This window comes from Martinezella lusitana, assembly GCF_014207095.1.
GTDB classification, from domain to species: Bacteria; Pseudomonadota; Alphaproteobacteria; order Rhizobiales; family Rhizobiaceae; genus Rhizobium; species Rhizobium lusitanum_B.
Map to the genome: position 1 here is coordinate 97,307 of NZ_JACHBG010000002.1, position 25,310 is coordinate 122,616.

Sequence of the window (25,310 nt, forward strand, 5' to 3'; positions counted from 1 at the left end):
TTGGGGAGGTTATTCGAAAGCCGGATTTCAATCGTTTTAAAGGAGCGTACCGACCATGGGCGAGAAAACTGCGAAGCTTCTTTCCATTCTGAAATTGCAGCCGGTCGTTCCCGTGCTGATCGTCGAAGATGCGAAATCGGCCGTTCCCCTGGCGCGGGCGCTCGTTGCCGGCGGCCTGAAGGCGATCGAAATTACGCTGCGCACCGCCGGCGCGCTGGATGCCATCCGCGCCGTGGCCGAGGAAGTGGAAGGGGCCGAAGTCGGCGCCGGCACGATCCTCAATGTCGCCCAGTGGGACGCAGCCGTCGAAGCCGGCTCGAAGTTCATCGTCAGCCCAGGTACGACGCAGGAATTGCTCGATGCCGCCCGCTCCTCGCATGTGCCGTTGTTGCCGGGCGCTGCCACTGCCAGCGAAGTCATGGCGCTGCGGGAAGAGGGCTATACGGTGCTGAAGTTCTTCCCGGCCGAGCAGGCTGGCGGCGCTGCCTATCTCAAGGCTCTGTCTTCCCCACTTGCGGGTACGATTTTCTGCCCGACCGGCGGCATTTCTCTGAAGAACGCCCATGACTACCTGTCGCTGCCGAACGTCGTCTGCATCGGCGGTTCCTGGGTCGCGCCGAAGGAGCTGGTTGCGGCCGGTGACTGGGCCGGGATCACCAGGCTTGCCGCAGAGGCTGCCGCGCTCAAGGGCTGAGGCCCTCGTTTCCATTCGATTTCGAAGGCGCGCGTGGCTCCATGCGCGCCTTTTTCTATCCAGCGGATTGGTATTTGCGGTTGCGCTTCCTATCTCCCTGTCACCATCAACAGGACGGAAGGAGCACCACATGATCGATGCCCGCAAGCTGCTGGACCAGTTTTTGGGATCTCAGGTTCCCGGAATGCAGGGAAGCGTCAAGGACAAGGCGACCGAGGTCATCAATCTTGCCCGCGACAATCCAATGGCAACAAGCGCGATCGCCGGTGTATTGCTTGGTACGAAGACGGGACGTCAGGTTGCCGGCAATGTCCTGACGCTCGGTGGCCTCGCGGCCATCGCCGGGCTTGGCTATCAGGCCTACAAGAATTATCGCGACGGCAATCAGCCGCAGCCCGCGCCGCAATCTGCCCCTCAGGCCGAGCCGCAATTCTTACCGCCGCCGTCCGATTCCGGCTTCAGCACGGCGCCGGCCATCGCCAGCAATGATTTCACGCTCTCGCTCGTCCGCGCGATGATCGCGGCTGCTCGCGCCGATGGCCACATCGACGATTCCGAACGCCAGCGCATTCTCGGCAAGGTACAGGAATCGGGCATGGGATCCGAGGCGGAAGCCTTCTTCCAGCGCGAGCTTGCCAATCCTGTCGATCTCGATACCATCGTCGCTTCGGCAAAGACGGAAGAGCAGCGGGTGCAGGTCTATACGGCATCACGGCTGACGATCGAACCGGACACCAGGGCCGAGCGTGGCTACCTCGATTTGCTGGCTGGACGCCTCGGTCTGCCCGATGCGCTGGTCGATCATATCGAGGCGACAGTTGCAGGCGCCAAAGTCTGAAGCTGATAAACACGGGCCGGTTGCCTTTCGTCGGCGGCTGGCCTAAGCCTTCGCCGACACATTTCACGGCGCGCTAGGAATCGGCGATTTGACGGACAAGAAAAGCGACACGCGCTCGGCGGCGATTGCAGCAGGGGTTATTTTGCTGGTCGCAACGGCTGTGCTCTATCTGATGCCGAACGTCATCGTCTGGCTCGGAACATTTTCGCCATGGCTCGGCACCGGCTTCGGCGTGCTGGTTATCCTGGCCTTCTTTTTCGTGTTCTGGCTGAGGGCGCGTTATCAGCGCCGCGGGCAGCGGTAAACCGTCCTTAATTCTGCAGCGACGCGCCGAGCAGGATGATGCCGGTGCAGACGACCAGCAGCGCGCCGAGAATCTCGATGCTGTTGCCGACCCATGCCGAGAGCCGCGAACCCTTGCCGGTGAAGCGCATGGCGGTGCCCTTGGCGAAAACCGCGATGATGGCAAGCAGCGAAACGGTCAACGCCGTGCCGATGGACATGGCGAGCACCGACAGCAATCCGCCGAGATAAAGCCCGTTCAGCATCGAAAAGGTCATGACCAGCAGTGCCCCGGAGCAGGGGCGCAGACCAACGGCGATAATTGCAGACCAGGCCTCGCGGACGCTGAACTTTTCATTGGAGAGCATCTTCGGATCGGGAAGATGCGCGTGGCCGCAGGCTTCGCAATAGCCGCCATCGCCCGTTGTATGGGCGGGGTCGTAGCATTGATAGCCGCCTGTGGCAGACGTGGTGGCGGTGACGCTGCGCGGAAAGCCCCGCGCGGAATCGGTGCCGGTAGCGGCACCTTCGAAGAGCGACAGGCTGATCGGTCCTGCGGATGTCGCAAGCTCAATCTCCCGGCGTTGCGCCCGGCTCTGAAGCATCGCCCGCACTTTGCGGAACAGCAGCCAGCAACCGAACAGGATGACCATCACGAAGCTTGCGATCTCCATTGCGTTGGTCGCCATCGTCATGGTGATGCCGGAGCCGCGCAGGACGAAATAGGCAACGCCGACAACGAGGACGGCGACGAGGCCCTGGATGAGCGCCGAGACAAAGGAAATGCCGATACCGCGCTTCAACTCGATCTCGTTGGCGATCATGTAGGAGGAAATGACCGCCTTGCCGTGGCCGGGACCGGCAGCATGGAAAATGCCATAGGCGAAAGAGAGGCCGATCAACGTCCAGAGCTGCCAGGGATCCTGGCGCATGGCTTCGATGGATTTGGTGAGCGCGCGATAGAAGGCCTGCTGCTCGTAATTCACATAGAGGAAGATCGGCGCAAACGGACCGCCCATCGGTTGGAAGCTCGGCTCGGCCGTGCCGATGCCAAGCGGCGAGCCGGCGGCATGGGCGAGGCCGGCTGCCGCCAGAAGGGCGAATGCTGCAGCCGGAGCGAGCTTTCCTACTCTCGAAATCAGCATTGGACGTCTATCCGCGTTGCGAAGAGTTTCGACATCGTCGTGCCCGTCGGATCGTTGTAGAAGGCATCCGTCAATGTCGCCTTGTTTTCGGCGATGACTTCATCAGGGTTCGGGCGCACGACCTTCGGTGTGCAGCTTTTGAAGGCATCGCCTTCCGTCACCAGCTCCTTATCGCTCGGAAAATCGATCGAGGTATAGAGCGTGGGATCGTAGATGCCGAAGCTGAGCTTGTTGCCCTTTGCCAACGGCATCGGCTCGGCCGGCTTGACGGCGAAGAACATCAGAAGCTGGCCGTCGCGAAAATCGACATTGATGATGTCGGGCTTTTGGACTTTTATGCTTTTGCCATTGAGCGTCAGGTTGGCATAGTAGTCATATTCGGCGAGGGATTCCCGCACAGTCTTGCCCACCTCCTTCAGCTCGTCCGGGTCGAGCTTCAGATTGGTGTTCTTGTCGAAATCCATCAGTACTGAGGAGGAGAACACCTCGTCGAAACGCCAGACATTGCGCAGTTCCTGCACATTGCCGTCCGCTCCCGCTAGCACTTCGAGCCGCGCTTCCACGAAGATATGCGGATGCGCCGACGCGATCGCCGGCGCAAACAGCAGTCCGCCGGCGAGGGCGACGGCGTGGACAATCGTGGGTTTTCTCATGCGTCCGATTTGTTTCGCGAGCATTGATTCCCTTCGACTTCTGGTCAGGAAATGAGACGGAATTGGGACCGACCGGCGGAACCGGTATCAAAACCAATTCAAGGCGATTCATTCAAGTATTTGATCTCACAATACCTGCCGCGAAGAAGAGATTCATTTTGCGAAGAACAAGTCCGTTGATGCGTTGACCTGACGAGCGTGTAAAAATTGGCGCAACTTAAAGCAAGCTTGTTTTGTCAGGATCTGTCTTTGTCTGACGCCGCTCGGGGCTAGCTGGCGCCATGCTTTCCGTTCGTCGCTTTTGCAAGAAGCGGCGGACCGCAGGATCTATTTCCAGCGCAATCGCTTGGTCATAGGCCTCGCATGCCGCCATTATCTCGCCTGTTCTTGCATGAAGTTCGGCTCGCGCTGCCCAATAGGGTTGATACTCGCTAAGCCGGCTACCGGCGTCCAGCCTCGGCAGCGCCGCCAGCCCTGCGGCCGCGCCACGCGTCTGTGCCACGGCGATCGCGCGATTGATGGCCGCCACCGGCGAGCCGGTAATTGCGCAGAGGCCATCGTAGAGGCGCTCGATCGCCACCCAATCAGTCTTGCCTGTTCGGCGTCGCGCGACATGGGCCGATTGGATCGCCGCTTCCAATTGATAGCGGTCGAAGGCGTCAAATGCACTGGCGTGAATAAGCAACCTCTCAGCTTCGTCGATCAACCCTTCGTCCCAAAGAGCAGGATCCTGATTGGCCAGCGGTACGAATTCGCCGGCCGAACTGCGCCGAGCCTCAAGCCGCGCATGTGAATAGAGCATCAGCGCAAGCAGGCCGAGCGCTTCGGGCTCCGTTGGCAAGAGCGCGACGATCAGCCGGCCGAGCCAAATCGCCTCCTCGGCCAGGTTACGCAGGCTCGCATCGGCGCCGGCCGGATCACTCCAGCCTTCCGTATAGGCCGCATAGATCGCCTCCAGAACTGCGCCAAGGCGCCCGCGCATATCTGCCTTGTCGGGCACGCGCAAAGGAATCTTGGCGCGTCGAATCCTATTTTTGGCCCGCGCCAGTCGTTGGCCCATTGCCGCAGGCGAGACCAGGAAGGCGGAACCGATTGTCTGTGCGTCAAAGCCGAGGATCGTCTGCAGGATCAGCGGCGCTCTGATGCCGGGCTCTATTGCCGGATGTGCGCAAGCGAACATCAAAGCAAGGCGCTCATCGGGAATTTCCGGCGTTTGGCTCGCCGTTGCTTCCAACTCCTTCGCCATGAGCCGAAGATGTTCGGAGGCGGCGGCGCTGACCCGTCCGCGTCTGATGGCGTCGATCATCTTGCGCCGGGCAACGGCAAGCAGCCAAGCCTCGGGGTTATGCGGCGCGCCATTGACTGGCCAATCGGCCAGGGCAGAGGCAAAGGCATCCGACAAGGCGTCTTCGGCGCCGGCCACATCGCGCGTGCGCGCCGCGAGAATGGCGACCAGTTTGCCATAGCTTCGGCGCGCAACCGCCTCGGCAGCCTTAATGGCAGGCTGGTCGTCTTCTCGCGACATGGCGTCAATAGACCATGAGAGGGCGAACCTCCACCGTGTCATGCTGAGCGCCCGGGCAACGGGCTGCCCAGAGGACGGCGCTGTCGAGATCAGCCGCCTCGATAAGATAGTAGCCGCCTAACTGCTCCTTGCTCTCGATATAGGGGCCGTTGAGAACCGAGGGCTTGCCATCCGGCGCACGCACCACGGTTGCCGTCGAGGAATCCTGCAATCCACTGCCTGCCAGAAACGCTCCGGCCTTTTTCAACACTTCCGTGTAGGCCGCATAGGCCGCAAACATCTCGGCCTTCTGCTCTTTTTTTGCATTCTTGTGTTCAGCTTCGTTCCAATACACCAACAGCATATATTGCATGACGCGTTCCTTTCTCGCGTTACGCGGAGCTTTAGTGCCCGCTGCAGCAGTGACGTTTGAACCGGCGCGATTTTGACAGGGCGCGGGGAGAAATTTCAACCGAGACAGAGTTGGAGGCATTTCCTCCTATAAACACGCGGGACATGGGCGATCGGCTGCAGGCCTTGCTGGTTTTGACAGCCGGAGTGTTCAGCCGTTCTTGCGGAACCAGTTGTGCAAGTAATCCACAAAGATGCGCACCTTTGCCGGAAGATAGCGGCGATGCGGATAGACGGCATAAATGCCGCGGTCGGTCGGGAGATAATCGTTGAACAGCGTCAGCAACTGGCCGCTTTCGATCGCCTTGCGTCCGATGAAATCGGGAACGACAGCGATGCCGAGGCCCGCAAGCGACGCACGCAGCGTCGCATGCGGGCTGTTGACCTCAAGTGTACCGTTGATGGCGACGTTGAAGATGGTGCTATCGGCATCGACGAAACGAATGCTGCCCTGCGAACGGGTATTGGTGTCGATGATGAAGGGCACGCGTGTCAGGTCGGTCGGATGCTCCAGGGACGGATAGCGATCGAGGAACTCCTGCGTTGCGCAGAGATGGACGCGGAAGTCTGAAATCTTGCGGGCGATCATGCCGGAATCTTCAAGCTTGGTGATGCGCACGGCCACATCGAAGCCTTCCTCGATCAGGTCGACGAAGCGGTCGTCTGCAGCGATCTCCAATGCCAGATCCGGATTTTCCTTGGCGAAATCGATCAGCGACTGTCCGACTTCGGCGTCGACGAAGGTGCGCGGCACCGAAATGCGAAGTCGCCCCTTCAGCTGCTGATTGTTTTCGCGCACGAGGTCGGCGAGGTTGTCGATTTCCTTCAGGATGTCGGAGGCGGTGCGGTAATAGGTGTGGCCGGCCTCGGTCATGGAGAATTGGCGGGTGGTGCGATTGAGCAGCAGCGCGCCGAGTTCATCTTCGAGTTCGCGGACATATTTCGAAAGCAGCGCCTTGGAGCGGCCGGTCTTGCGTGCGGCCGCTGAAAAGCCCTCGGCTTCCACCACATCTATAAAGGCGCGAATCCGGGTTAAAGTATCCATGGTGAAGCCCCCCGTTAACTGTTTCGGGATGTTGAACAAATCAGCGCATTTTGTTCAATTATTTTTTTCGGGCATAGGGCAAAAATTTTCTTGATTATGATCGCGAATGTTCCTATTTCCGGATCAGCCCAAAGTCGCACGTGCCCGTGGGTGTCCGCCGATCCTCGATGTGGTGAGAAAATCGGTAAGGTACCTGGAACTAACCCCTCCAGTCGCTATTTCGGCCAACCGAAAAATGCGAGGACATCTGAAGCAACGACGGTGCGGGCCTTTTTGTTCTCTCCCGGCTTTCCATCAGCCGGGGTTACTGAAGAGGCACACCTTCATTGCCGGAAGTGCGGTTGGGATATTCCCTCCAATCCATGGCAGACAAAGCGAATTAGCGCCGCTTGCGGCACTCGTTCATCATCCGCGCTTCGCGCATTTGCACGGTACCGGGGTCTCCACCGGCTGGTTCCTAAGCGAATGAGCGTCGCCCTTTGTCCTCTGGGTCTTCCCCGGAGTTTTTGGAATTGAAAGGGAATAGACATGACCACGCAGCGTATTCGCGACTTTCTCGCTACCCGACGTCCGGACGGTCCTTGCCTGGTGGTCGATCTCGACGTCGTCCGCGATAACTTCCGTGCCTTTCGTCATGCCATGCCGGACAGCGCCATCTACTATGCCGTCAAGGCCAACCCGGCTCCGGAAGTGCTGCGCCTGCTCGCAAGCCTCGGCTCCAGCTTCGATTGCGCGTCCGTCGCTGAAATCGAAATGGCGCTCGATGCCGGTGCGACCGCTGCCCGCATTTCCTTCGGCAATACCATCAAGAAGGAGCGCGATATCGCCCGTGCTCACGCACTCGGTATCAACCTCTTTGCCGTCGACAGCCATGAGGAAGTCGAGAAGATTTCCCGTGCCGCTCCCGGCGCTCGTGTGTTCTGCCGCGTTCTGACCGACGGCGAAGGTGCCGAATGGCCGCTGTCGCGCAAGTTCGGCTGCGTTCCGCAGATGGCCGTCGATGTTCTCGTCTACGCTCACCAGCTGGGTCTGGAATCCTACGGCGTGTCTTTCCACGTCGGCTCGCAGATGACCAAGGTCGATGCCTGGGATGATGCTCTTGCCGATGCCAAGCGCGTCTTCGTTTCGCTCGCCAAGCAAGGCATTCACCTGCAGATGGTCAACATGGGCGGCGGTTTCCCGACCAAGTACCTGCGCGACGTCCCAACGGCCGAAGCCTATGGCAAGGCGATCTTTGCGTCTCTGCGCGCCCATTTCGGCAACCAGATTCCGCACACGATCATCGAGCCGGGCCGCGGCATGGTCGGCAATGCCGGCGTGATCAAGGCTGAAGTCGTCCTGATTTCCAAGAAGTCGGACAATGATGCCGCCCGCTGGGTCTTCCTCGACATCGGCAAGTTCGGCGGTCTCGCCGAAACCATGGACGAGGCGATCCGCTACCCGATCCGCACCGAGCGCGACAGCGACGAAATGGAACCCTGCGTCATCGCCGGCCCGACCTGCGATTCCGCTGATGTGCTTTACGAAAAGAACCTCTATCCGCTGCCGGTGACGCTCACCATCGGCGACGAGGTCCTGATCGAAGGCACCGGTGCCTACACCACGACCTACTCGGCTGTGGCTTTCAACGGTTTCGACCCGCTGAAAGCCTACATAATCTGAGTTTGATATCGCCGCCCCGTACTCAATCGGGGCGGCACCCTCACAATAGTTCGTCACCACCGCTGATAACGGTATTGGGTACGGGAGGCCAAGATGGCCGCTGTTCTTGATTCTGTACGCGCATTCTTTGCGCCGTCCACATTCACCCTCGACCTGGAAAACGCAGGCGATGTCGTCGCGCGCGAAAACCTGTTGGATCGCGCCATGGGTCCCGACCGCCGCAAGAAGTCGTCGGAAAAGCTGCGGCAGGGCCGCGTGCCGGCCGAAGGCCTTGCACTGGTCGCGCGTGACCGCAGCGGCCATGTCATCGGCACGGTTCGCCTTTGGAACGTCGAAGCCGGCGTCGATCGCGAGACCCGCCCGGTCGATGCGCTGCTGCTGGGGCCGCTGGCCGTCGATTCCGCCTATGAGGGCAAGGGTGTCGGTTCGGCGCTGATGCGCGCGGCCATCCTGGAAGCCAAGAAGCGTGAGCACGGCGCGATCCTACTCGTCGGCGATGCGCCTTACTATGAGCGCTTCGGCTTCTTTGCTTCGAAGACGCGCCATCTGGTGATGCCAGGCCCATTCCAGCGCGATCGTTTCCTGGCTCTCGAGCTCAAGGAAGGCTGGTTGGACAGCGCTGCCGGTATGATCGTTGCCAGCGGCTGCAAGCTCGCACAGCCACCGGTCTCCAAGGCTGCCTGAAAGTTATTTGCCTTCGCTCCGAACGGGCGAGGGCACTGCCATTTCGCGGGACTTCGCTTTGACGTCGCTATGCTGACGGGAAGATAGAGTGCTTTTCGTTGAATCGCGAAAACGCCCCATCTTCCTGTTCCTTTGCGCATTGCGGACGGAAAACCGCTGCGCACTTTTCCTGGAAATGCCCTAAATATTCTGATCCATCGTTTCGGCCGGGATCTCGTCGGCGCGATGGATACGGACGACTACTGCAGGCACGCCGGCGACGGTGCAATGCGCTGGGACCGCCTTCACCACGACGCTGCCGGCCGCAACCTTGCTGAAGGCGCCGACCTCGATGTTACCCAGGATCTTGGCACCGGCGCCGATCATCACGCCGTGGCGGATTTTCGGGTGGCGGTCACCGCTTTCCTTGCCGGTGCCGCCGAGGGTGACGTTCTGCAGGATGGAGACTTCGTCTTCGATGACGGCGGTTTCGCCGATGACGATGCCGGAGCCGTGGTCCAGCATGATCGAGGTGCCGATCTTCGCCGCCGGGTGGATATCCGGGCCGAAGACGAGCGAGACTAGATTGGAAAGCCAGATCGCAATTTCCTTGCGGCCTTCCGTCCAGAGTGCATGCGCGATGCGGTGCGTCTGCAGGGCATGAAAGCCCTTGAGGTTCAGGAGCGCATGCAGATAGGTGGTGCAGGCGGGGTCGCGCGTGCGCACGGCAATGAGATCGGCCTCAGTCGCCTGCAGGATCGCCGGATGCCGGCTCAGCACATCGCAGAGTAGCGACAACAGGTCATCATGCTCGATCCGGACCACACAGAGGCGTGCGGCAAGCACATGGGCGAGGCCATCGGCATCGGAAGTGTTGGCGAGCAATTGCGCCCGCAGCAGCGGCGCAAGCGTCGGCTCGCGCTCCGCAAGCTGGGTAGCCTCGCAACGGATCACATCCCAGACGTTTTCGTCGAGGGCAGAGGAATTTCCGGCAATGGCCGTTCCTGACTGAGGCATGATCCTGTCTTTCTGTTCAGAGCGGTTCAGCGCCTCATGGGGTCGCTCAACCGCTCCATTTATTTGCGTTCACGCGATTCCAGACGGAAAACGCGCTCCGCCGCTTCCTCATCTCAAGCCGAAACGTCGACGACACCGCAGTCGCCGGCTTCGGAAGCGAAAGCGAGCAGCTTGCCGGACTTGCTCCAGCTCATCGCGGTGATCGCACCCTTGCCCGGCCGGCGCAAGAGCGCCTCCTTGGCATCGCCGACGCGAATCGCCAGGATCATGCCGTCGATGAAGCCGATGGCGAGGATATCTTCGGCGGGGTGGAACTTCACGCAGGTGGCCATGATATTGGCACGGCTGCCGAGTTCGAGCGGTGCCTTGCCCATCGGGCCATCCTTGCCCTGGAAGGGCCAGACGATGGCAGCCGGTGCGCCCGACGAGGCTAGCCATTTGCCCTTGTTGGACCAGGAGAGCGACTTCACCTTGGCGGGGTAGCCCGTCATGCGCATGTGGCGGGCTTCGGCGCCCGGCTTGGCATCCAGCTTCCAGCCGTGCAGGGCATTTTCCTGCATGGTGGTGACGATGAACTGGCCGTCCGGCGAGAAGGTGACGCTGGTATGGGCACCTTTCCATTCCAGATTGACCGGTTGCGCGCTCATCCCGACCCAATGCAGCGACACGCCATTGTAACGGGCGACGGCGACGCGCAGTCCCTTGGGGGCAAAGGCGATGCCCTCGACGGTGCGTTCTTCCGGAAACTCCTTCGCGGTGCCATCGGACAGGCGCACGAAGGTGCTCTTGCCGTAGGAATAGGCGACGGCGCCTTGCGGGCCGGCGGCCAGTTGGCTGATCCATTTGCGCGGGGCTTCGGCCAGAACCGTTGCACTGCCATCTGCTGCAATCCGCAGGACCTTGCCGTCCTCGCCGCCCGAGATCAGGCTTTCGCTATAGGGATCGCGGATGCAGGTCAGCATCCCCTTATGAACTTCCGTGACTTTGTCCCCGCCTTCCAGGCGGTGGATCGTGCCGGCGGCGCTGGCGAAGAGGGGGGTGTCACCTAAAAATTCGACGGCCAGAACGTGGCCGTCGATATCAAGCGGAGCAACAGTCGGCATCAGGCAGACGCCTCGCAGGCCTTGAAGCTTGCTTCCAGCTTTTCGCGGTCAAGCTCGCGGCCGATGAAGACGAGACGGCTTTCATGCTTCTCGCCGTCCTTCCAGGGGCGCTGATGATCGCCTTCGATGATCATGTGTACGCCCTGAACAACGTAGCGCTCCGGGTCGTCCTTGAAGGCGATGATGCCCTTGAGGCGCAGGATGTTCGGGCCCTGCACCTGCGTGATCTTCTGGATCCAGGGGAAGAAGCGTTCGGCATTCATCTCGCCGCCGCGCAGCGAAACCGATTGTACGGTCACGTCATGGATCGGCGACGGGGCGTGGTGATGATGGTCGTGACCGTGGTCATGATCATGGTGATGATGATCGTGGTCATGGTGGTGGTGATCGTGGCCGTGGTCGTGATCGCAATCCGGGCCGCAGACATGATCCTCGTGGCCGTGCTCAAGGAAGTGCGGATCGTTTTCAAGCGCACGCTCCAGATTGAACGCGCCCTGGTTCAGCACGCGGGCGAGATCGACGCCGGAACGGGTCGTCTTATAAACGCGGGCAGCCGGGTTGATGGCGCGGACGACGTCCTCGATCTGGGCCAGCTCTTCCGGCGATACGAGATCGGACTTGTTGATGACGACGACATCGGCAAAAGCGATCTGGTCTTCAGCTTCGCGGCTGTCCTTCAGGCGCAGCGGCAGATGCTTGGCATCGACGAGTGCAACGACGGCATCAAGCTCGGTTTTGGCGCGGACATCGTCGTCCATGAAGAAGGTCTGGGCGACTGGAACCGGATCGGCAAGGCCCGTCGTTTCGACGATGATGCCGTCAAAGCGGCCGGGGCGGCGCATCAGGCCTTCGACGACGCGGATGAGGTCGCCGCGAACGGTGCAGCAGACACAGCCATTGTTCATTTCGTAGATTTCTTCGTCCGACTCGACAATGAGGTCGTTGTCGATGCCGATCTCGCCGAATTCGTTGACGATGACGGCGTATTTCTTGCCGTGATTTTCGGACAGGATGCGGTTCAGCAGCGTCGTCTTGCCCGCACCGAGATAGCCGGTGAGAACGGTGACGGGAATGGGCTTTTGCGTGGCTGTTTCGGTCATGGGAGCCTCGAAATATGGAAGGTTGCCCCGGGGAGCAGACATTGGTCGGGTTCCATATAAGGAGTTGGCGACCTCAGTTCAAAGGCTTTTATATGTTATAAGATCACATTGGGTTGCCGAGGCGCGGATCGGCGGCAACGCTAAGTCAATGTCGAGACATCGAACCGGTCGACATCCTCAAGCAGTTCGACAAGGCCTTTGACGGAATGCGCGATCAGTCTTTCGCCCTTTTCCGCCGTCGCTGCGCCGGCATTGCCGGCCACGCCCTTTTCGCTGAGGTCGGACATCTTCCAACCGAAGGCATGAGGGCCGTAGGCACGAAGGTGATTGAAGTCGCGAATGAAATCGGATTGCCGTGATGGAAAATTTGCGGCTTTCGCCATATCGACCTTCTGCGGATGGAGGGCGAGCATGACGGAGGTTTCGATGTCTCCGCCGTGAATGTCGATGGTCTTGTCGTCAGGCGAGATCAGTCCGTCGGGTACGCCGAAGCGTGTCCAGCTCGTCGCGACCGCCAGCATATTGAAGCGTACGCGCGCTTCCGTCGCAACGATTGTTATCAGCGGGGAGTTGCCGCCATGGGCATTCAGCATGACGAATTTGCGGATGCCGATCCCGCTCATGCGCTCGGCAATTCCGAGCCAGCGATTGACGGCCGCGTCAAAGGTTAGCGACTTCGATCCGGCGACACCCATATGCTCGATCGAGTAGCCGACGGGTTCGGCGGGCAGGAAGGTGATCGGCAGTTTGGCGGGCAAAGCAACCCTGAGGCGTGAGACGATGCCTTCGGCGATCAGCGTGTCCGTATCGAAGGGCAGATGGGGGCCGTGTTGCTCATAGGCGCCAAGTGGCAGCACCGCGATCCATTTTGCCCGTTCTTCTGGGGGCAGTGTAGCATCATTGTCGTCGAAACGTGGCAAAGGATGCGCCATCTGAGGGGGTGCCTCTTGTTTATGTCAATAACCTGCGCAATGTCATAGCGTGATGGCGCATCGGCGAAAAGGTCAACGGAATCACGATGGGTAAGAAGAACAAGGTCGGGAAGAAAAGTAAGTCAGGTAAGAAGAAGGATCACCGGGACTACACGCTTGCCGATTTGTCGCCGGCACTGACGCAGGCGGCACGTTCGATGCGTACGGTGATGACCCGCAGCCTGACGGCGAGCGGCCTCTATGCCGGGCAAGACGGTGTCATTCTTGCCCTGGCTGCGAGCGATGGTCTTCCGGCCGGCTCGCTAGCGCAGAAACTCGGCGTCAAGGCGCCGACGATGACCCGCACCATCGGCCGCATGGAGGCGCAAGGCTTCGTCGAACGGCGGCCGGATGCCGAAGATGCGCGCCTGACGAAGGTCTATCTCACCGAAACGGGCCGAAACAGCGTCAGCGAGATCGAAAGCTCCGCCGCCAGCTGCGATGAGCTCGCAACACGCGGCTTCTCGGAAAAAGACATTCGCTCGCTCGTTCGGTTGCTCAAGGCAATCGAGAACAACCTTCAGGCGGGTGATGACGAGGAAGACGATGAGGAAATCTGAGTTTCCTCAACAATTCGAGTTGCGCAACGCGATTAAAGCTTTTAATTAAATATTTTAAATTCCGGAATCGTGAAACGAACGGAATAGGTTACGGCTGCTCACGGGGAGGGAGCGCGTGGCGCAAAAGATAAAGCTTTCGACGATTGCGGAAACGCTTGGCATTTCAACGGCAACTGTATCTCTGGCCTTGCGCGATAGTCCGCTGGTCGCGGTCAACACCCGAGAGAAGATCAAGGATCAGGCGCGGGCACTCGGCTATATCTACAATCGCCGCGCCGCCAGCCTCAGAACCTCGCGATCGGGTATCATCGGCGTCGTCGTCCACGACATCATGAACCCCTTCTACGGGGAAATCCTGAAGGCGATCGAAAGCGAGCTCGACCGCAGCCGCCATACCTTCATCCTGTCCAATCATTATGATTCCGTCGAAAAGCAGCGAACGTTCATCGAGACCTTGCTGCAGCTCGGCGGCGATGGCGTCATCATGTCGCCGGCGATCGGCACGCCGCCGGAGGATTTCGAGCTGGCGGAGGAAAACGGCATGCCGGCCATCCTCGTCGCGCGACAGATCGATGCGCTGGACCTGCCGACCTATCGCGGCGACGACAGCTACGGCATCTCGCTTGCCACCAACCACCTGATCAGCCTCGGACACCGCACCATTGCGATGATCGGCGGCACGGACCAGACTTCGACGGGGCGCGACCGCTATCAGGGTTACGTCAATGCACTGCGCAAGGCCGGTATCGAAGTCGACCCCAATCTGCGCATTCCCGGCGCGCGCTCCAAGCAGGGCGGATTCGAGGCGGCGGTGCACTTCCTGTCGCTGCCGCAAAAGCCGACGGCGGCCGTCTGCTGGAACGATCTCGTCGCCATCGGCCTCATGAACGGCATTTCCCGCGCCGGCCTTGTGCCCGGAGGGGATATTTCGGTCACCGGCTATGACGATCTGGAGGAGGCGGCGATCGCAACGCCGGCGCTGACGACGGTGTGGAACGGTCAGGCCGAAGTCGGAAGGCTTGCCGCGCGGGCGCTTTTGGATAGGCTGGCCGGAAGCCATGAGCCGGATGGTATCCATCTCATCAAGCCGGAAATGCGTATCCGACAGTCGACGGCTCCTTATAAGGCTCGCTAGAGTAATTCGGCCCTTCACGGGATCGTGGAAGCGCTCTATCTCATTGTTCGGCGCAATTCCGGACGGGAAGGCGCTGCCCGCTTTTCCCGGGGCTGCTCCACGAGCGCCGAACCGTATCTCAAGAGGAAAGATTCATGCCCGATAACCGCATTGCCGTCCTCGTTCCGGGGAAGATACATCCGCGTGTGCTCGAAAGGCTTGGAAAGCAGTTCGATGTTATTTCGGTCGATCGCGGCAACGGCCCGAAGGTCGATGCGGATACGGCGGGGCGGGTGCGGGGTGTTGCTGTCGGAGGTGGCTTCGATGCTGCATGGATCGATTCCTTCCCGAATCTCGAAGTCATCGCCAATTTCGGCGTGGGCTATGATGGCATCGATGTCAAGCATGCCGCCTCCAAGGGGATCGTGGTCACCAACACCCCCGATGTTCTCAATGACGAGGTCGCCGATACTGCGATCGCCTTGCTGCTGAACACGCTGCGCCAGTTTCCGAAGGCGGAAGACTGGCTGCGCGAGGGGCGCTGGGCAAAAGAAGGGGCATTTCCACTCTCCCGCTTCTCGATGAAGGGACGTCGTGTCGGTATCAACGGCCTCGGCCGCATCGGCCTGGAGATTGCGAGACGGCTCGAGCCCTTCAAGGTGAGGATCGGCTATCACACGCGCTCGCCGCGTGACTCGCTGCCTTACGATTACTATCCGACACTTAAGGAAATGGCTCAATCGGTGGACACGCTGATCTCCATCGTGCCGAAGACGCCGGAGACGCACAAAGTCATCAACGCCGAGATCCTGTCGGCACTCGGACCGCAAGGCGTGTTCATCAATGTCGGTCGCGGCTGGTCAGTCGATGACGATGCGCTGATCGCTGCGCTCGGCAATGGCACGCTCGGAGCCGCCGGCCTCGACGTGTTCTACGACGAGCCCAACGTCCCGGCCGGCTATCTCGCGCTGAAGAATGTTTCGCTGTTGCCGCATGTGGCATCCGCTTCAATGCCGACGCGCGATGCCATGGCCGACCTTGTGGTCGATAACATCATCGAATGGTTCGCAAAGGGCCAGCCGTTGACACCGGTGCCGGAAACGCCGGTCAAGCCGCGCGGCTGATCATACGGCCCCATGCCGACGAAGCATCCGGAGGAAAATTGCGCCGCGATTTTCCTCCTGTATATGCCGGCGACAGGGAAATGGAGCGTTTTCGCGATCCGACGAAAGGCTGAAACGCTCTATTGGGCGGCGGCGAGCCGCTCTTTGCTGGCAGTATAGTCGTGAACGGCGTCGCCGAAGGCGGTGAAGAGCTTGAGCGACGGCGAATCCGTCTCGGCCCAATATTCCGGATGCCATTGCACGCCGACGGCAAAGGCCTTGGCGCCGATAACGGAGACGGCCTCGATGGTGCCGTCTTCGGCCAATGCTTCCACCTGCAGCCTCGGTGCCGTATTCGCGATCGCCTGGCGATGCAGCGAGTTCACGCGCACTTCGCCCGGTCCGACGACACGGGCGATGCACGAACCTTCCTTGACGAAGACGCTCTGGCGGATCGAATACATCGTGTCGCGGTCGACATTCTGCGGCTTGCGATGATCCCATATGCCAGGCTGATCCTGGATTTCACTGGCGAGCGTGCCGCCGAGAGCAACATTCAGCTCCTGAATGCCGCGACAGATGGCGAGCATGGGGATCGCGCGCTCGATGGCACGGCGAATGAGCGGCAGCGACGTCGCATCGCGCGCCGGATCGAAGGGACCGTCGCTGTCCTTGGCTTCCTTGCCATAGAGCGACGGATGCACGTTGCTCGCCGAGCCGGAGACGAGCAAGCCGTCGACGCGGTCTAAAATGGCGTCGGCATCGTTGTCTTCTTCAAGTGCAGGAACGATCAGGGCCATCAGTCCCGCAGCCTTCACGGCGGCGCGGACATATTGCAGCTGCACCGCATGCCAGCTTGTCCCGTCGAACTCGCGGATATCGGCGGGGATGGCGATGATCGGTCTGGACATTCGAGACTCCGGAATGTGCGAAAAGAGCTATTTTCTCAGACCCCTGACTGGCGAAGATGTCAATCCGAGGGCGAATTAGTCTTGCTTCAAATCTACGCGAATATCCGTTCGTCGGCAACGCGGAGTGGTTTCCGGGTGGCTTTGTTTTCCTTCGTCACAAGGATGTACAGGAATCGCCATAATGCGATGCAAGAGCAAACTTGAAAGACCGGGTGTGGCGTGGTTAGCTCCATCGCTTGCGCCGGGTCGGGGAGCGCGCCGCTCTCCAGCAAAGCCGTCCGTATGGGAGAATTCGATGGATCGCCGTTCCTTTATTAGGCGGGCAGGGGCTGTTGGCGCAGGCGCCGCTGCCTCCGCGCTGGCCAGCCCGGCTCTGGCCCAGGAATCTCCCAAGATCACCTGGAAGATGACATCGTCTTTTCCGAAGAGCCTGGATACGATCTATGGCGGCGCCGAAGATATCGCCGCCCATGTTTCGGATGCGACGAATGGTAATTTCACCATCCAGGTTTACGAGGCCGGAGAAATCGTGCCCGGTGCGCAGGCCGCAGATGCGGTGAGCGCGGGAACCGTGGATGCCGCGCACACCTGTTCCTACTACTTCGCCAACAAGGATCCGACCTATGCCATCGGCACGGCGCTGCCGTTCGGCCTCAATGCCCGGCTAACCAATGCCTGGTTCTACCAGGGCAATGGCAACAAGCTGATGAACGAGTTTTACGCCACGCAAGGCATGCTAGGCCTTCCTGCCGGAAATACCGGCGCGCAGATGGGCGGTTGGTTCCGCAAGGAAATCAACACGCTCGACGATCTCAAGGGCCTGAAAATGCGCCTAGCCGGCCTTGCTGGAAAGGTGATGGAGAAGATCGGCGTCGCCCCACAACAGGATATCGCCGTGAACGATGTCTACGGCGCGTTGGACAAGGGCACCATCGATGCGGTCGAATGGGTCGGTCCCTATGATGACCTGAAGCTCGGGCTGCAGAAGATCGCGAAATACTATTACTACCCGGGATGGTGGGAGGGCGGCGCCGTGGTGCATGCCTTCTTCAACCTGGAAAAATGGGGTGCACTGCCGAAGAACTATCAGGCCGTTCTTACCGATGCCTGCGCTTTTGCCAACACCAACATGCTGGCGAAATACGATGTAAAGAACCCACAGGCCCTGAAGGAAATCGTCAAACAGGGCGTGACCTTGCGGCCCTTCAGCCAGGAAATCATGGAGGCCTGCTTCCAGTCCGCTGGCGCGCTTTACGCGGAGCTGTCCAAATCCAACGATTCCTTCAAGCGCATCTATGAGGACCAGGTGGCCTACAAGAAAGATGCATATTTGTGGATGCAGCTCTCCGAATACACATTCGATACCTTCATGATGATCCAGCAGCGGGCGGGCAAGCTATAATCCGCATTACATAAGTGTTTAATGATGTTTTGTTTTATTTATTAGTCACTTAAATATTAAGCTGCAGTTGGAATGCACTTGGATCAGTTGCACGAATACGATGCGTATCGTAACGTCAACTCAACCTAAGTTACCGGCTTAATTGGAAAATCTGTCTAGATGCGTACTATTTAGGCAATCAAATTTTAAAGTGTTTCACCTAGGGTGTCCGCCGCATCAGGGGAACTCTGAATGAAGCCTCCAAGCCCGGACACCGTGCCGACAGATGTTTATCTGTCGTTCGTCAGTTCGCTTTTCGGAAACCGTAAAACGCTGTTTACGGGTGTGGCTGTTCATATCCTGACGTATGTCATCGTCTTCATGAGCACGCGCGCGAGCATCTATCTCGTTCTTTGCGTGGCTTTTGCGGCCGTTTTCGCATTGCGGATGCACTCTTTCTGGCGCTTCGACGCCGCCGACAAGCACGCTTTCACGCGCGCCGATATCGCCCATTGGGAAACCCGCTATGTCATCGGAGCGGCAGGAACCGCCTCCATCCTCGGCATCGGCAGCGGTTATGCCATCCTCATGGTGCAGGATCCGCTGGCGGAATTCATCTGCATCGCGGTCACGATGGCGTCGATGGTTTCGATCGTCGGCCGCAATTACGGTTCCCAGAAGGCGATCGATCTCCAGACGCTAGCCTGTTGTCTGCCGATCATTATTGCCTGTCTGGTGTCGCAGCAGCTCTACAAGGCCGTTGTCTCCATCATGCTCGTCCCCTTCGGATTGACGACGCGGGCGATGGCGAACGGCGTGCGCGAGTTTCTCTACAAGAACGTCATTGCATCGCGCGAGATATCGCAAATCGCCGACCGGTTCGATACCGCGCTCAACAATATGACGCATGGCCTGTTCATGCTGGATGCCCATAATCGCATCCTCGTGGTCAATCGCAAGGCATGCGAGCTTCTGAATTTCTCGCATCAGGAGCAGCTCAAGGATTGCGAATTCGACGTCGTGCTGCGTTATGGCGCGCGCCATGCCTTCATCGATGGGTCGTTGCCAGGGCTTATCCAGCGGCAGATGGCGCAGCTCGTCAGCGGCACGCTGTCCCGCACCCTCATCCAGTTCAACGAGGATCAGTTCCTCGAGTTTTCGGCCAGCCGCCGCGCCGATGGCGTCGTTATCCTGATTTTCGAGGATGTTACCGTGCGCATTCGCGCGGAGCGCAAGATCCTGCATATGGTGCGCTACGACCCTTTGACGGGGCTGCCGAACCGCGAATATTTCGTCGAACTCGTCAAGGAGAAGCTTGCGGCGCGAACGGCCGAAAGCCAGGTCGGCATTCTCGTGCTCGATGTCGATGATTTCAAGCATGTCAATGACACCAAGGGCCATGTGACGGGTGACCGGTTGCTGGTTGCCATCGCAGAACGCCTGAAGGAGCTTTCCGGCACCACGGTGCTTCCGGCGCGGCTGGTGGGCGATCAATTCGTGCTGTTCTTCCCGAACGAAGACAATGCGCCTGACCTGGATTCCCAAATTCGCGCGCTGCACGCCGCGATGACGGGCACCTATGATGTCGACGACAACAGCCTCAGGATTTCGTTCAGCGGCGGATATGTGACCATGTCGAGCCGCGAGTTCCGTCCGGAAGAGTGGCAGATCAAAGCCGATCTGGCCTTGTTTGACGCCAAGCTGCGGATGAAGGGCAGTTGCAGTGCCTTCGAGCAGGAGATGGATGCGCGCTATGTCGAGCGGCAGAAGCTAAAGGACGATCTGCGCGAAGCGGTGGAAAACGGCAAGCTTCTGGCGATGTACCAGCCAATGTTCACGCCGGACGGCGCCCGCATCGATTGCTGCGAGGCGCTGGCGCGCTGGGTTCATCCGGAAAAGGGCTCGATCCCGCCCAACATTTTCGTGCAGATTGCCGAAGAGATGGGGATCGTGAGCGGCATTACCCGTTTCATGATCAATCAGGCCTGCCGCGATTGCGTCGCCTGGCCGGCGCCGATTGCCGTGTCGGTCAACCTCTCGGCCCACGATCTGCGCAGCAATGATATTGTCGATGTCGTCGTGGAAGCACTCGAGACGTCGGGACTGGAGCCGTCGCGGCTGCATCTCGAAGTCACGGAGAGCTGCCTCATGGACGAGATTGCGACCGTTCGTTCCATTCTGGCGGATCTGCGGACCAAGGGCATCACGATTGCGATCGACGATTTCGGCACGGGCTTTTCGAGCCTCAGCTATCTCGACTCCTTGCCTGTGGACATCGTCAAGATCGATCGCTCCTTCGTTCGCGATATCACGACGGACAGCCGTCGTTTCAAGCTTCTCTGCGGCATCGTCGATCTCTCCCGTGCCTTGAGCCTTCACATCGTGATCGAGGGTGTCGAAACGCTGGAGCAACTGGCTCTGATCGTCGAGAAGGACCTGGCTGATATCATTCAGGGCTATGTGTTCTCCATGCCTGTATCGAAAGAGCAGGTTGCGGGAATGGTAGACAGCCTCAGCCGCCGGCAATCGGGCCTGCGGCACGATCACGTCGCTTGACGCATCCGCGGCGCGTGTCCCGGTCCATCTCTTCAAAGACGTAGACGCGCTGAGCTGCGGCCTCTTTTTCCGCCAAGCTCTTTCAGTAAGCCATTCATTTCGTTTGAATTATCCGGCAGACCGCAGTCCGTTTGACCTGCGCAAACGGGGAGGCGACGCCGCCCGAATCCTGCCTTGCTACGGTGCTGGCTTGAACAATTTCAAGTGCAAAAACCTATACCGGTATTGATTAAGAAAATTAACCTTAATGAACGAATAGTTAATAAAATTTAAAACAAATATTGATCAAATTTTCCATTAATACCAAAGATGGTCCGTTAACCTTTACGGAACATTAACCATGACTAACATGAGTGCTTTGCAAAACAGCTTCGCAGGGAAGCTGATGGAGGTGCTCGATCACGTGGAATACCGCCGGATCGAAAGCAGCGAAGACATGGAGGATGTCGCGCGGCTACGCTACAAAGCTTATAAGGCGCGCTCCGTCCTGCCCGTGGCCGCCAAGAACCTTATCGATGACATCGATTTCGATGATCATGCTTATATCTTCGGTGTCTATTACTATGAAGAACTGGTGAGCACGGTGCGAATACACCATGTCACGCCGGATCATCGGGTATGCCAGTCGACCGGCATCTTTCCCGACGAGATACACGCCTTCCTCGATGCCGGCATGACGCTGATCGATCCCGCCCGCTTTGCCGTCGATCCTGATCTGGAGCTCGAACTGCCGGCACTGCCTTATCTCACGTTGCGCCCGGCGATCGTCGGTGCCATCTATTTCGACACTGATCGAGTGATGCAGCATATTCGTCCGGCGCATGCGGCCTTCTACAAGCGCGTCTTCTATGCCGACACTGTCGTGCCGCCGCGTATGACCAAGACCTATGGTTTCGAACTAACGCTGCTGGCGTCGCGATCGAAGGAGATTCGCGGCAAGCTGATGAAGCGCTATCCGTTCTTCGATTCGGAACCCTACGAACGGCGCATGATGTTCTCGCGCGACAAGGATAATGGTTCACCGCCTCTGACCATTCTGCCGACAGCACGGCTGGCGAGCGGCGGAAGGCGCGAGATTCACGGGCAATTCGGCTAGCCTGTGTGCGGCTGCGACCTTCTCGTGCATTGCATTTCTTCTCGCTTTGTGTAACCCCTCGGTAGAGGAAATTTGGCTGCGGCACCATCTTGTCTGGTGCCGCCGCTTTTGAGGACGAACTTCAGCCCTTGGCCCATTCGGGCCCTTCGGGCTGGGTGTATTGAGGGGAGATTATTGGAATGGCCGAACATCATACTGGACCCGCCGAAGTGGGTGCTCCGATGGATTACAAGGAGCATGAGAAGACCTATGGTCTTTTCATTTCAGGCGCCAAGGTCGGCTCCGCGATTGTTGCAGCGCTGCTGATCGGCATGGCAGCGGGCTTTTTCGGTCATGCAGGCTTCCTCGGCGGCCTGCTGATTTTCATCGTTCTTTCCGTCGCCAGCATCATTCTTCTGCGCTGACCTTTCCGCGCTGATCGACACCGGGCCTTTTGGCCCGGGCTTTCCCGTAATTCTACAGGTCGTCGCGCCACCGTGTTCGGTGCGTCGCCGTTTAATGCGAGGTATTGTCGTTGAGCAATCTGGTTTTCGTAGCCAAGGAAAGCGCGGCGGAGGAGACGCGCGTCGCGGCCTCCGCCGAGAGCGTGAAGAAGATGCGAAATCTCGGCTTCGATGTCGTGATCGAAGCCGGGGCAGGTGCCTTGTCCCGCATTCCGGATACTGAATTTGAAGCCGTCGGTGGGCGCATTGGCTCCGTTGAGGATGCGAGGGCGGCCGATGTCATCCTCAAGGTGAGACGGCCGACGGCCGGCGAGATCTCCGGCTACAAAAACGGCGCTATCGTCATTGCCGTCATGGATCCCTACGGCAACGAGGCTGCCCTCGCCGAAATGGCGCGCGCCGGAATCACGAGCTTCGCCATGGAACTGATGCCGCGAATCACGCGCGCGCAATCAATGGACGTTCTGTCGTCGCAGGCGAACCTTGCCGGCTATCAGGCAGTCATCGAAGCTGCCGCCGTCTACGACCGGGCCTTGCCGATGATGATGACAGCGGCAGGCACAGTCCCCGCCGCGAAGGTCTTCGTCATGGGTGCGGGCGTTGCCGGCCTGCAGGCGATCGCGACCGCGAGGCGGCTGGGCGCCCTGGTCTCCGCCACGGACGTACGCCCGGCAGCCAAGGAACAAGTCGCCTCGCTCGGCGCGAAGTTCATTGCCGTCGAGGACGAGGAGTTCAAGGCGGCGGAGACTGCCGGCGGCTACGCCAAGGAAATGTCCAGGGAATATCAAGCCAAGCAGGCGGCGCTCGTAGCCGAGCATATCGCCAAGCAGGACATCATCATCACGACGGCTCTGATCCCGGGCCGGCCGGCGCCGCGGCTCGTCGGCCGCGATATGCTGAAAGCGATGCGCCCCGGTGCTGTTGCCGTCGACCTTGCGATCGAGCGCGGCGGCAATATCGAGGGTGCCGAATATGACAAGGTCGCCGATGTCGAAGGCGTCAAGGTGATCGGATACCCGAACATGGCTGGAAGGATCGCCGCCAGCGCCTCCGCTCTCTACGCCAAGAACCTTGTCACCTTCCTGGAAACCATGGTCGACAAGGACAGCAAAAGCCTTGGTCTGAACCGTGCCGACGGGCTGATCAAGGCGACGATGCTGACCGATGGCGGCGAAGTCGTGCACCCGAACTTCGTCGATCCCGACCAGCCGACGGTCAAGAAGGGAGATCTCTGACATGGCAAGCCAAGCGTTGGACCAGGCGCTTCAGCAACTGAATGATGCCGTTACCGCCGTCAGGGTCGCCGCCGCACAGGCTCCGGAAGTTGCGAGCGCCGCAATGGGCGGTGCGGTCGACCCATTCGTCTTTCAGCTGGCCATCTTCGTGCTGGCGATCTTCGTCGGATACTATGTTGTCTGGTCGGTGACGCCGGCTCTGCATACGCCGCTGATGGCGGTCACGAACGCCATTTCCTCGGTCATTGTCGTTGGCGCGCTGCTGGCGGTCGGTATCTCTGCGAGCGGTCTCGCCACGAGCTTCGGCTTCGTAGCGCTGGTGCTTGTTTCGGTGAACATCGTCGGTGGTTTCCTTGTCACCCAGCGCATGCTGGCGATGTACAAGAAGAAGGACAAGTGAGGGCCGCATGCTGAGCAATATTGCGGCGTTCCTCTATCTCGTCTCCGGCGTCCTGTTCATCCTGGCGCTGCGCGGCCTCTCCCATCCTGCCACCAGCCGGCGCGGCAATCTCTACGGCATGATCGGCATGGGCATTGCCATTGTCACCACGCTGGTGCTGGCAACGCCGTCATTTGGCGGCTTGGGGCTGATCATTCTCGGCCTTGCCATCGGTGGCGGGGCAGGGGCCTATATCGCCCGCGTCATTCCGATGACGTCGATGCCGCAGCTCGTGGCCGGCTTCCATTCACTTGTCGGTCTGGCAGCCGTTCTCGTCGCGGCGTCCGCGCTCTATACCCCGTCTTCCTTCGGCATCGGTGAAACCGGTCAAATTCATACCGAAGCCCGTGTCGAGATGGCGATCGGTGTCGCCATCGGCGCGCTGACCTTCACCGGTTCGATCATCGCCTTCCTGAAGCTCGATGGGCGCATGTCCGGCAAGCCGATTATGCTGCCGAACCGCCACGTCATCAACGCTGCCCTGCTTGTTCTGATCGTCTTTTTCATCATCAGCCTGGCCGTTAGCGAGAGCCATTTCGCCTTCTGGGCCGTGGTCCTGCTGTCACTGGCCCTTGGCGTGTTGCTGATCGTGCCGATCGGCGGCGCCGATATGCCCGTCGTCGTGTCGATGCTGAACTCCTATTCCGGCTGGGCTGCCGCTGGCATCGGCTTCACCCTCGGCAATCTGGCGCTCATCATCACCGGCGCGCTTGTCGGCTCCTCAGGCGCGATCCTGTCCTACATCATGTGCAAAGGCATGAACCGGTCTTTCGTCTCGGTTATTCTCGGCGGCTTCGGCGGCGAGACGATCGCGGGTGGGGCCGACAATTCCGACAGGATGGTGAAGCTCGGTTCGGCGGAGGACGCCGCCTATCTGATGGCGAACGCCTCCAAGGTCATCATCGTGCCGGGCTATGGCATGGCCGTGGCGCAGGCCCAGCATGCGCTGCGCGAAATGGCCGACAGGCTGAAGGCGCATGGCGTCGAGGTGAAATATGCCATCCATCCAGTGGCTGGCCGTATGCCGGGCCATATGAATGTGCTGCTGGCCGAGGCCAACGTGCCCTATGACGAAGTCTTCGAGCTCGAGGACATCAATTCGGAATTCGCCCAGGCCGATGTCGCCTATGTCATCGGCGCTAACGACGTCACCAATCCGGCTGCGCGCGACGACAAGACTTCGCCGATCTACGGCATGCCGATCCTTGACGTCGACAAGGCCAAGACCTGCCTCTTCGTCAAACGTTCGCTCGGCTCAGGCTATGCCGGCATCGACAATACGCTGTTCTACAAGGATGGCACGATGATGCTTCTCGGCGATGCCAAGAAGGTGACCGAAGAAATCGTCAAGGCGATGAATGAGTAAGTCATCGCAACACGCAAG

At 59.7% G+C, this 25,310-nt stretch carries 25 protein-coding genes; 15 read left to right on the forward strand and 10 right to left on the reverse strand.

Annotation, left to right across the window (positions count from 1 at the left end; translation table 11 throughout):
• Positions 1-55 precede the first annotated feature (55 nt).
• The 3 genes from GGD46_RS05055 to GGD46_RS05065 all read left to right on the forward strand — a co-directional run bounded on the left by GGD46_RS05055 (position 56) and on the right by GGD46_RS05065 (position 1,836).
• Positions 56-694 (forward strand): 2-dehydro-3-deoxy-phosphogluconate aldolase, encoded by a 639-nt coding sequence (locus tag GGD46_RS05055; protein WP_184702432.1) that lies wholly within the window; start codon positions 56-58, stop codon positions 692-694.
• 130 nt (positions 695-824) lie between these two features.
• A complete protein-coding gene (locus GGD46_RS05060) occupies positions 825-1,532 on the forward strand; it encodes a tellurite resistance TerB family protein (protein ID WP_184702434.1) in 708 nt (235 codons plus the stop codon).
• A gap of 88 nt (positions 1,533-1,620) precedes the next feature.
• Complete coding sequence (locus GGD46_RS05065; protein WP_184702435.1) at positions 1,621-1,836, forward strand: hypothetical protein; 216 nt, start codon at positions 1,621-1,623, stop codon at positions 1,834-1,836.
• A gap of 7 nt (positions 1,837-1,843) precedes the next feature.
• Here the strand turns inward: GGD46_RS05065 and GGD46_RS05070 are convergent, their stop codons facing one another.
• The 5 genes from GGD46_RS05070 to GGD46_RS05090 form a co-directional block, all read right to left on the reverse strand.
• Positions 1,844-2,959, reverse strand: coding sequence for a nickel/cobalt transporter (locus GGD46_RS05070; protein ID WP_184702438.1), 1,116 nt, complete (start codon positions 2,957-2,959; stop codon positions 1,844-1,846).
• Positions 2,953-3,612, reverse strand: coding sequence for a DUF1007 family protein (locus tag GGD46_RS05075; RefSeq protein ID WP_184702440.1), 660 nt, complete (start codon positions 3,610-3,612; stop codon positions 2,953-2,955). Before GGD46_RS05075 ends, GGD46_RS05070 begins: the two co-directional genes overlap by 7 nt.
• Before the next feature lie 217 nt (positions 3,613-3,829).
• Positions 3,830-5,137, reverse strand: coding sequence for an RNA polymerase sigma factor (locus tag GGD46_RS05080; protein ID WP_184703216.1), 1,308 nt, complete (start codon positions 5,135-5,137; stop codon positions 3,830-3,832).
• A 4-nt stretch (positions 5,138-5,141) separates the two neighbouring features.
• Entirely contained in the window at positions 5,142-5,489 is a 348-nt protein-coding gene (locus GGD46_RS05085; protein WP_092850243.1) for a YciI family protein, read from the reverse strand.
• 189 nt (positions 5,490-5,678) lie between these two features.
• A complete protein-coding gene (locus GGD46_RS05090) occupies positions 5,679-6,572 on the reverse strand; it encodes a LysR family transcriptional regulator (protein ID WP_184702442.1) in 894 nt (297 codons plus the stop codon).
• Positions 6,573-7,100: 528 nt separating this feature from the next.
• On the opposite strand from GGD46_RS05090, the gene odc2 reads away from it, so the two are divergent.
• Positions 7,101-8,234 carry an ornithine/lysine decarboxylase gene (gene odc2 / locus GGD46_RS05095; protein WP_184702444.1) on the forward strand — a complete coding sequence of 378 codons (1,134 nt, stop codon included), beginning with the start codon at positions 7,101-7,103 and terminating at the stop codon, positions 8,232-8,234.
• A 93-nt stretch (positions 8,235-8,327) separates the two neighbouring features.
• The gene (locus GGD46_RS05100) at positions 8,328-8,918 is read left to right on the forward strand and encodes a GNAT family N-acetyltransferase (protein ID WP_184702446.1); all 591 of its coding nucleotides are present in this window, start codon (positions 8,328-8,330) and stop codon (positions 8,916-8,918) included.
• A gap of 180 nt (positions 8,919-9,098) precedes the next feature.
• Here GGD46_RS05100 and cysE read toward each other — a convergent pair whose 3' ends face one another.
• From cysE to GGD46_RS05120, 4 genes are all read right to left on the reverse strand, one after another.
• Positions 9,099-9,914, reverse strand: coding sequence for a serine O-acetyltransferase (gene cysE, locus GGD46_RS05105; protein ID WP_184702448.1), 816 nt, complete (start codon positions 9,912-9,914; stop codon positions 9,099-9,101).
• Between the two features lie 113 nt (positions 9,915-10,027).
• Entirely contained in the window at positions 10,028-11,017 is a 990-nt protein-coding gene (locus GGD46_RS05110; protein ID WP_184702450.1) for a WD40 repeat domain-containing protein, read from the reverse strand.
• Positions 11,017-12,117, reverse strand: coding sequence for a GTP-binding protein (locus tag GGD46_RS05115; protein WP_184702451.1), 1,101 nt, complete (start codon positions 12,115-12,117; stop codon positions 11,017-11,019). The genes GGD46_RS05110 and GGD46_RS05115 overlap by 1 nt, the downstream gene beginning before the upstream one ends.
• A gap of 140 nt (positions 12,118-12,257) precedes the next feature.
• Positions 12,258-13,049, reverse strand: coding sequence for a creatininase family protein (locus GGD46_RS05120; RefSeq protein WP_184702453.1), 792 nt, complete (start codon positions 13,047-13,049; stop codon positions 12,258-12,260).
• An 86-nt stretch (positions 13,050-13,135) separates the two neighbouring features.
• On the opposite strand from GGD46_RS05120, the gene GGD46_RS05125 reads away from it, so the two are divergent.
• The 3 genes from GGD46_RS05125 to GGD46_RS05135 all read left to right on the forward strand — a co-directional run bounded on the left by GGD46_RS05125 (position 13,136) and on the right by GGD46_RS05135 (position 15,886).
• A complete protein-coding gene (locus GGD46_RS05125; protein WP_184702455.1) occupies positions 13,136-13,648 on the forward strand; it encodes a MarR family winged helix-turn-helix transcriptional regulator in 513 nt (170 codons plus the stop codon).
• 115 nt (positions 13,649-13,763) lie between these two features.
• Positions 13,764-14,783 carry a LacI family DNA-binding transcriptional regulator gene (locus GGD46_RS05130; RefSeq protein ID WP_184702457.1) on the forward strand — a complete coding sequence of 340 codons (1,020 nt, stop codon included), beginning with the start codon at positions 13,764-13,766 and terminating at the stop codon, positions 14,781-14,783.
• 134 nt (positions 14,784-14,917) lie between these two features.
• On the forward strand, positions 14,918-15,886 hold the full coding sequence (locus tag GGD46_RS05135; protein ID WP_184702459.1) for a 2-hydroxyacid dehydrogenase: 969 nt from the start codon (positions 14,918-14,920) through the stop codon (positions 15,884-15,886).
• A gap of 119 nt (positions 15,887-16,005) precedes the next feature.
• On the opposite strand, the gene GGD46_RS05140 is transcribed toward GGD46_RS05135, so the two are convergent.
• Positions 16,006-16,776, reverse strand: coding sequence for a gamma-glutamyl-gamma-aminobutyrate hydrolase family protein (locus tag GGD46_RS05140; protein WP_184702461.1), 771 nt, complete (start codon positions 16,774-16,776; stop codon positions 16,006-16,008).
• A 295-nt stretch (positions 16,777-17,071) separates the two neighbouring features.
• On the opposite strand from GGD46_RS05140, the gene GGD46_RS05145 reads away from it, so the two are divergent.
• The 7 genes from GGD46_RS05145 (at position 17,072) to GGD46_RS05175 (ending at position 25,292) form a co-directional block, all read left to right on the forward strand.
• Positions 17,072-18,178: a TRAP transporter substrate-binding protein gene (locus tag GGD46_RS05145; RefSeq protein ID WP_184702463.1), complete on the forward strand. Its 1,107-nt coding sequence runs from the start codon at positions 17,072-17,074 to the stop codon at positions 18,176-18,178.
• A gap of 231 nt (positions 18,179-18,409) precedes the next feature.
• The gene (locus tag GGD46_RS05150) at positions 18,410-20,713 is read left to right on the forward strand and encodes a putative bifunctional diguanylate cyclase/phosphodiesterase (RefSeq protein ID WP_184702465.1); all 2,304 of its coding nucleotides are present in this window, start codon (positions 18,410-18,412) and stop codon (positions 20,711-20,713) included.
• A 340-nt stretch (positions 20,714-21,053) separates the two neighbouring features.
• Positions 21,054-21,809 (forward strand): N-acyl amino acid synthase FeeM domain-containing protein, encoded by a 756-nt coding sequence (locus GGD46_RS05155; protein WP_184702467.1) that lies wholly within the window; start codon positions 21,054-21,056, stop codon positions 21,807-21,809.
• 179 nt (positions 21,810-21,988) lie between these two features.
• Positions 21,989-22,213, forward strand: a complete 225-nt coding sequence (locus GGD46_RS05160; RefSeq protein ID WP_184702469.1) for an aa3-type cytochrome c oxidase subunit IV — start codon at positions 21,989-21,991, stop codon at positions 22,211-22,213.
• 110 nt (positions 22,214-22,323) lie between these two features.
• Positions 22,324-23,487: a Re/Si-specific NAD(P)(+) transhydrogenase subunit alpha gene (locus tag GGD46_RS05165; protein WP_184702471.1), complete on the forward strand. Its 1,164-nt coding sequence runs from the start codon at positions 22,324-22,326 to the stop codon at positions 23,485-23,487.
• 1 nt (position 23,488) lies between these two features.
• A complete protein-coding gene (locus GGD46_RS05170; RefSeq protein WP_184702474.1) occupies positions 23,489-23,887 on the forward strand; it encodes an NAD(P) transhydrogenase subunit alpha in 399 nt (132 codons plus the stop codon).
• Positions 23,888-23,897: 10 nt separating this feature from the next.
• Positions 23,898-25,292 (forward strand): NAD(P)(+) transhydrogenase (Re/Si-specific) subunit beta, encoded by a 1,395-nt coding sequence (locus tag GGD46_RS05175; RefSeq protein ID WP_184703217.1) that lies wholly within the window; start codon positions 23,898-23,900, stop codon positions 25,290-25,292.
• The last annotated feature ends 18 nt before the right edge of the window (positions 25,293-25,310 follow it).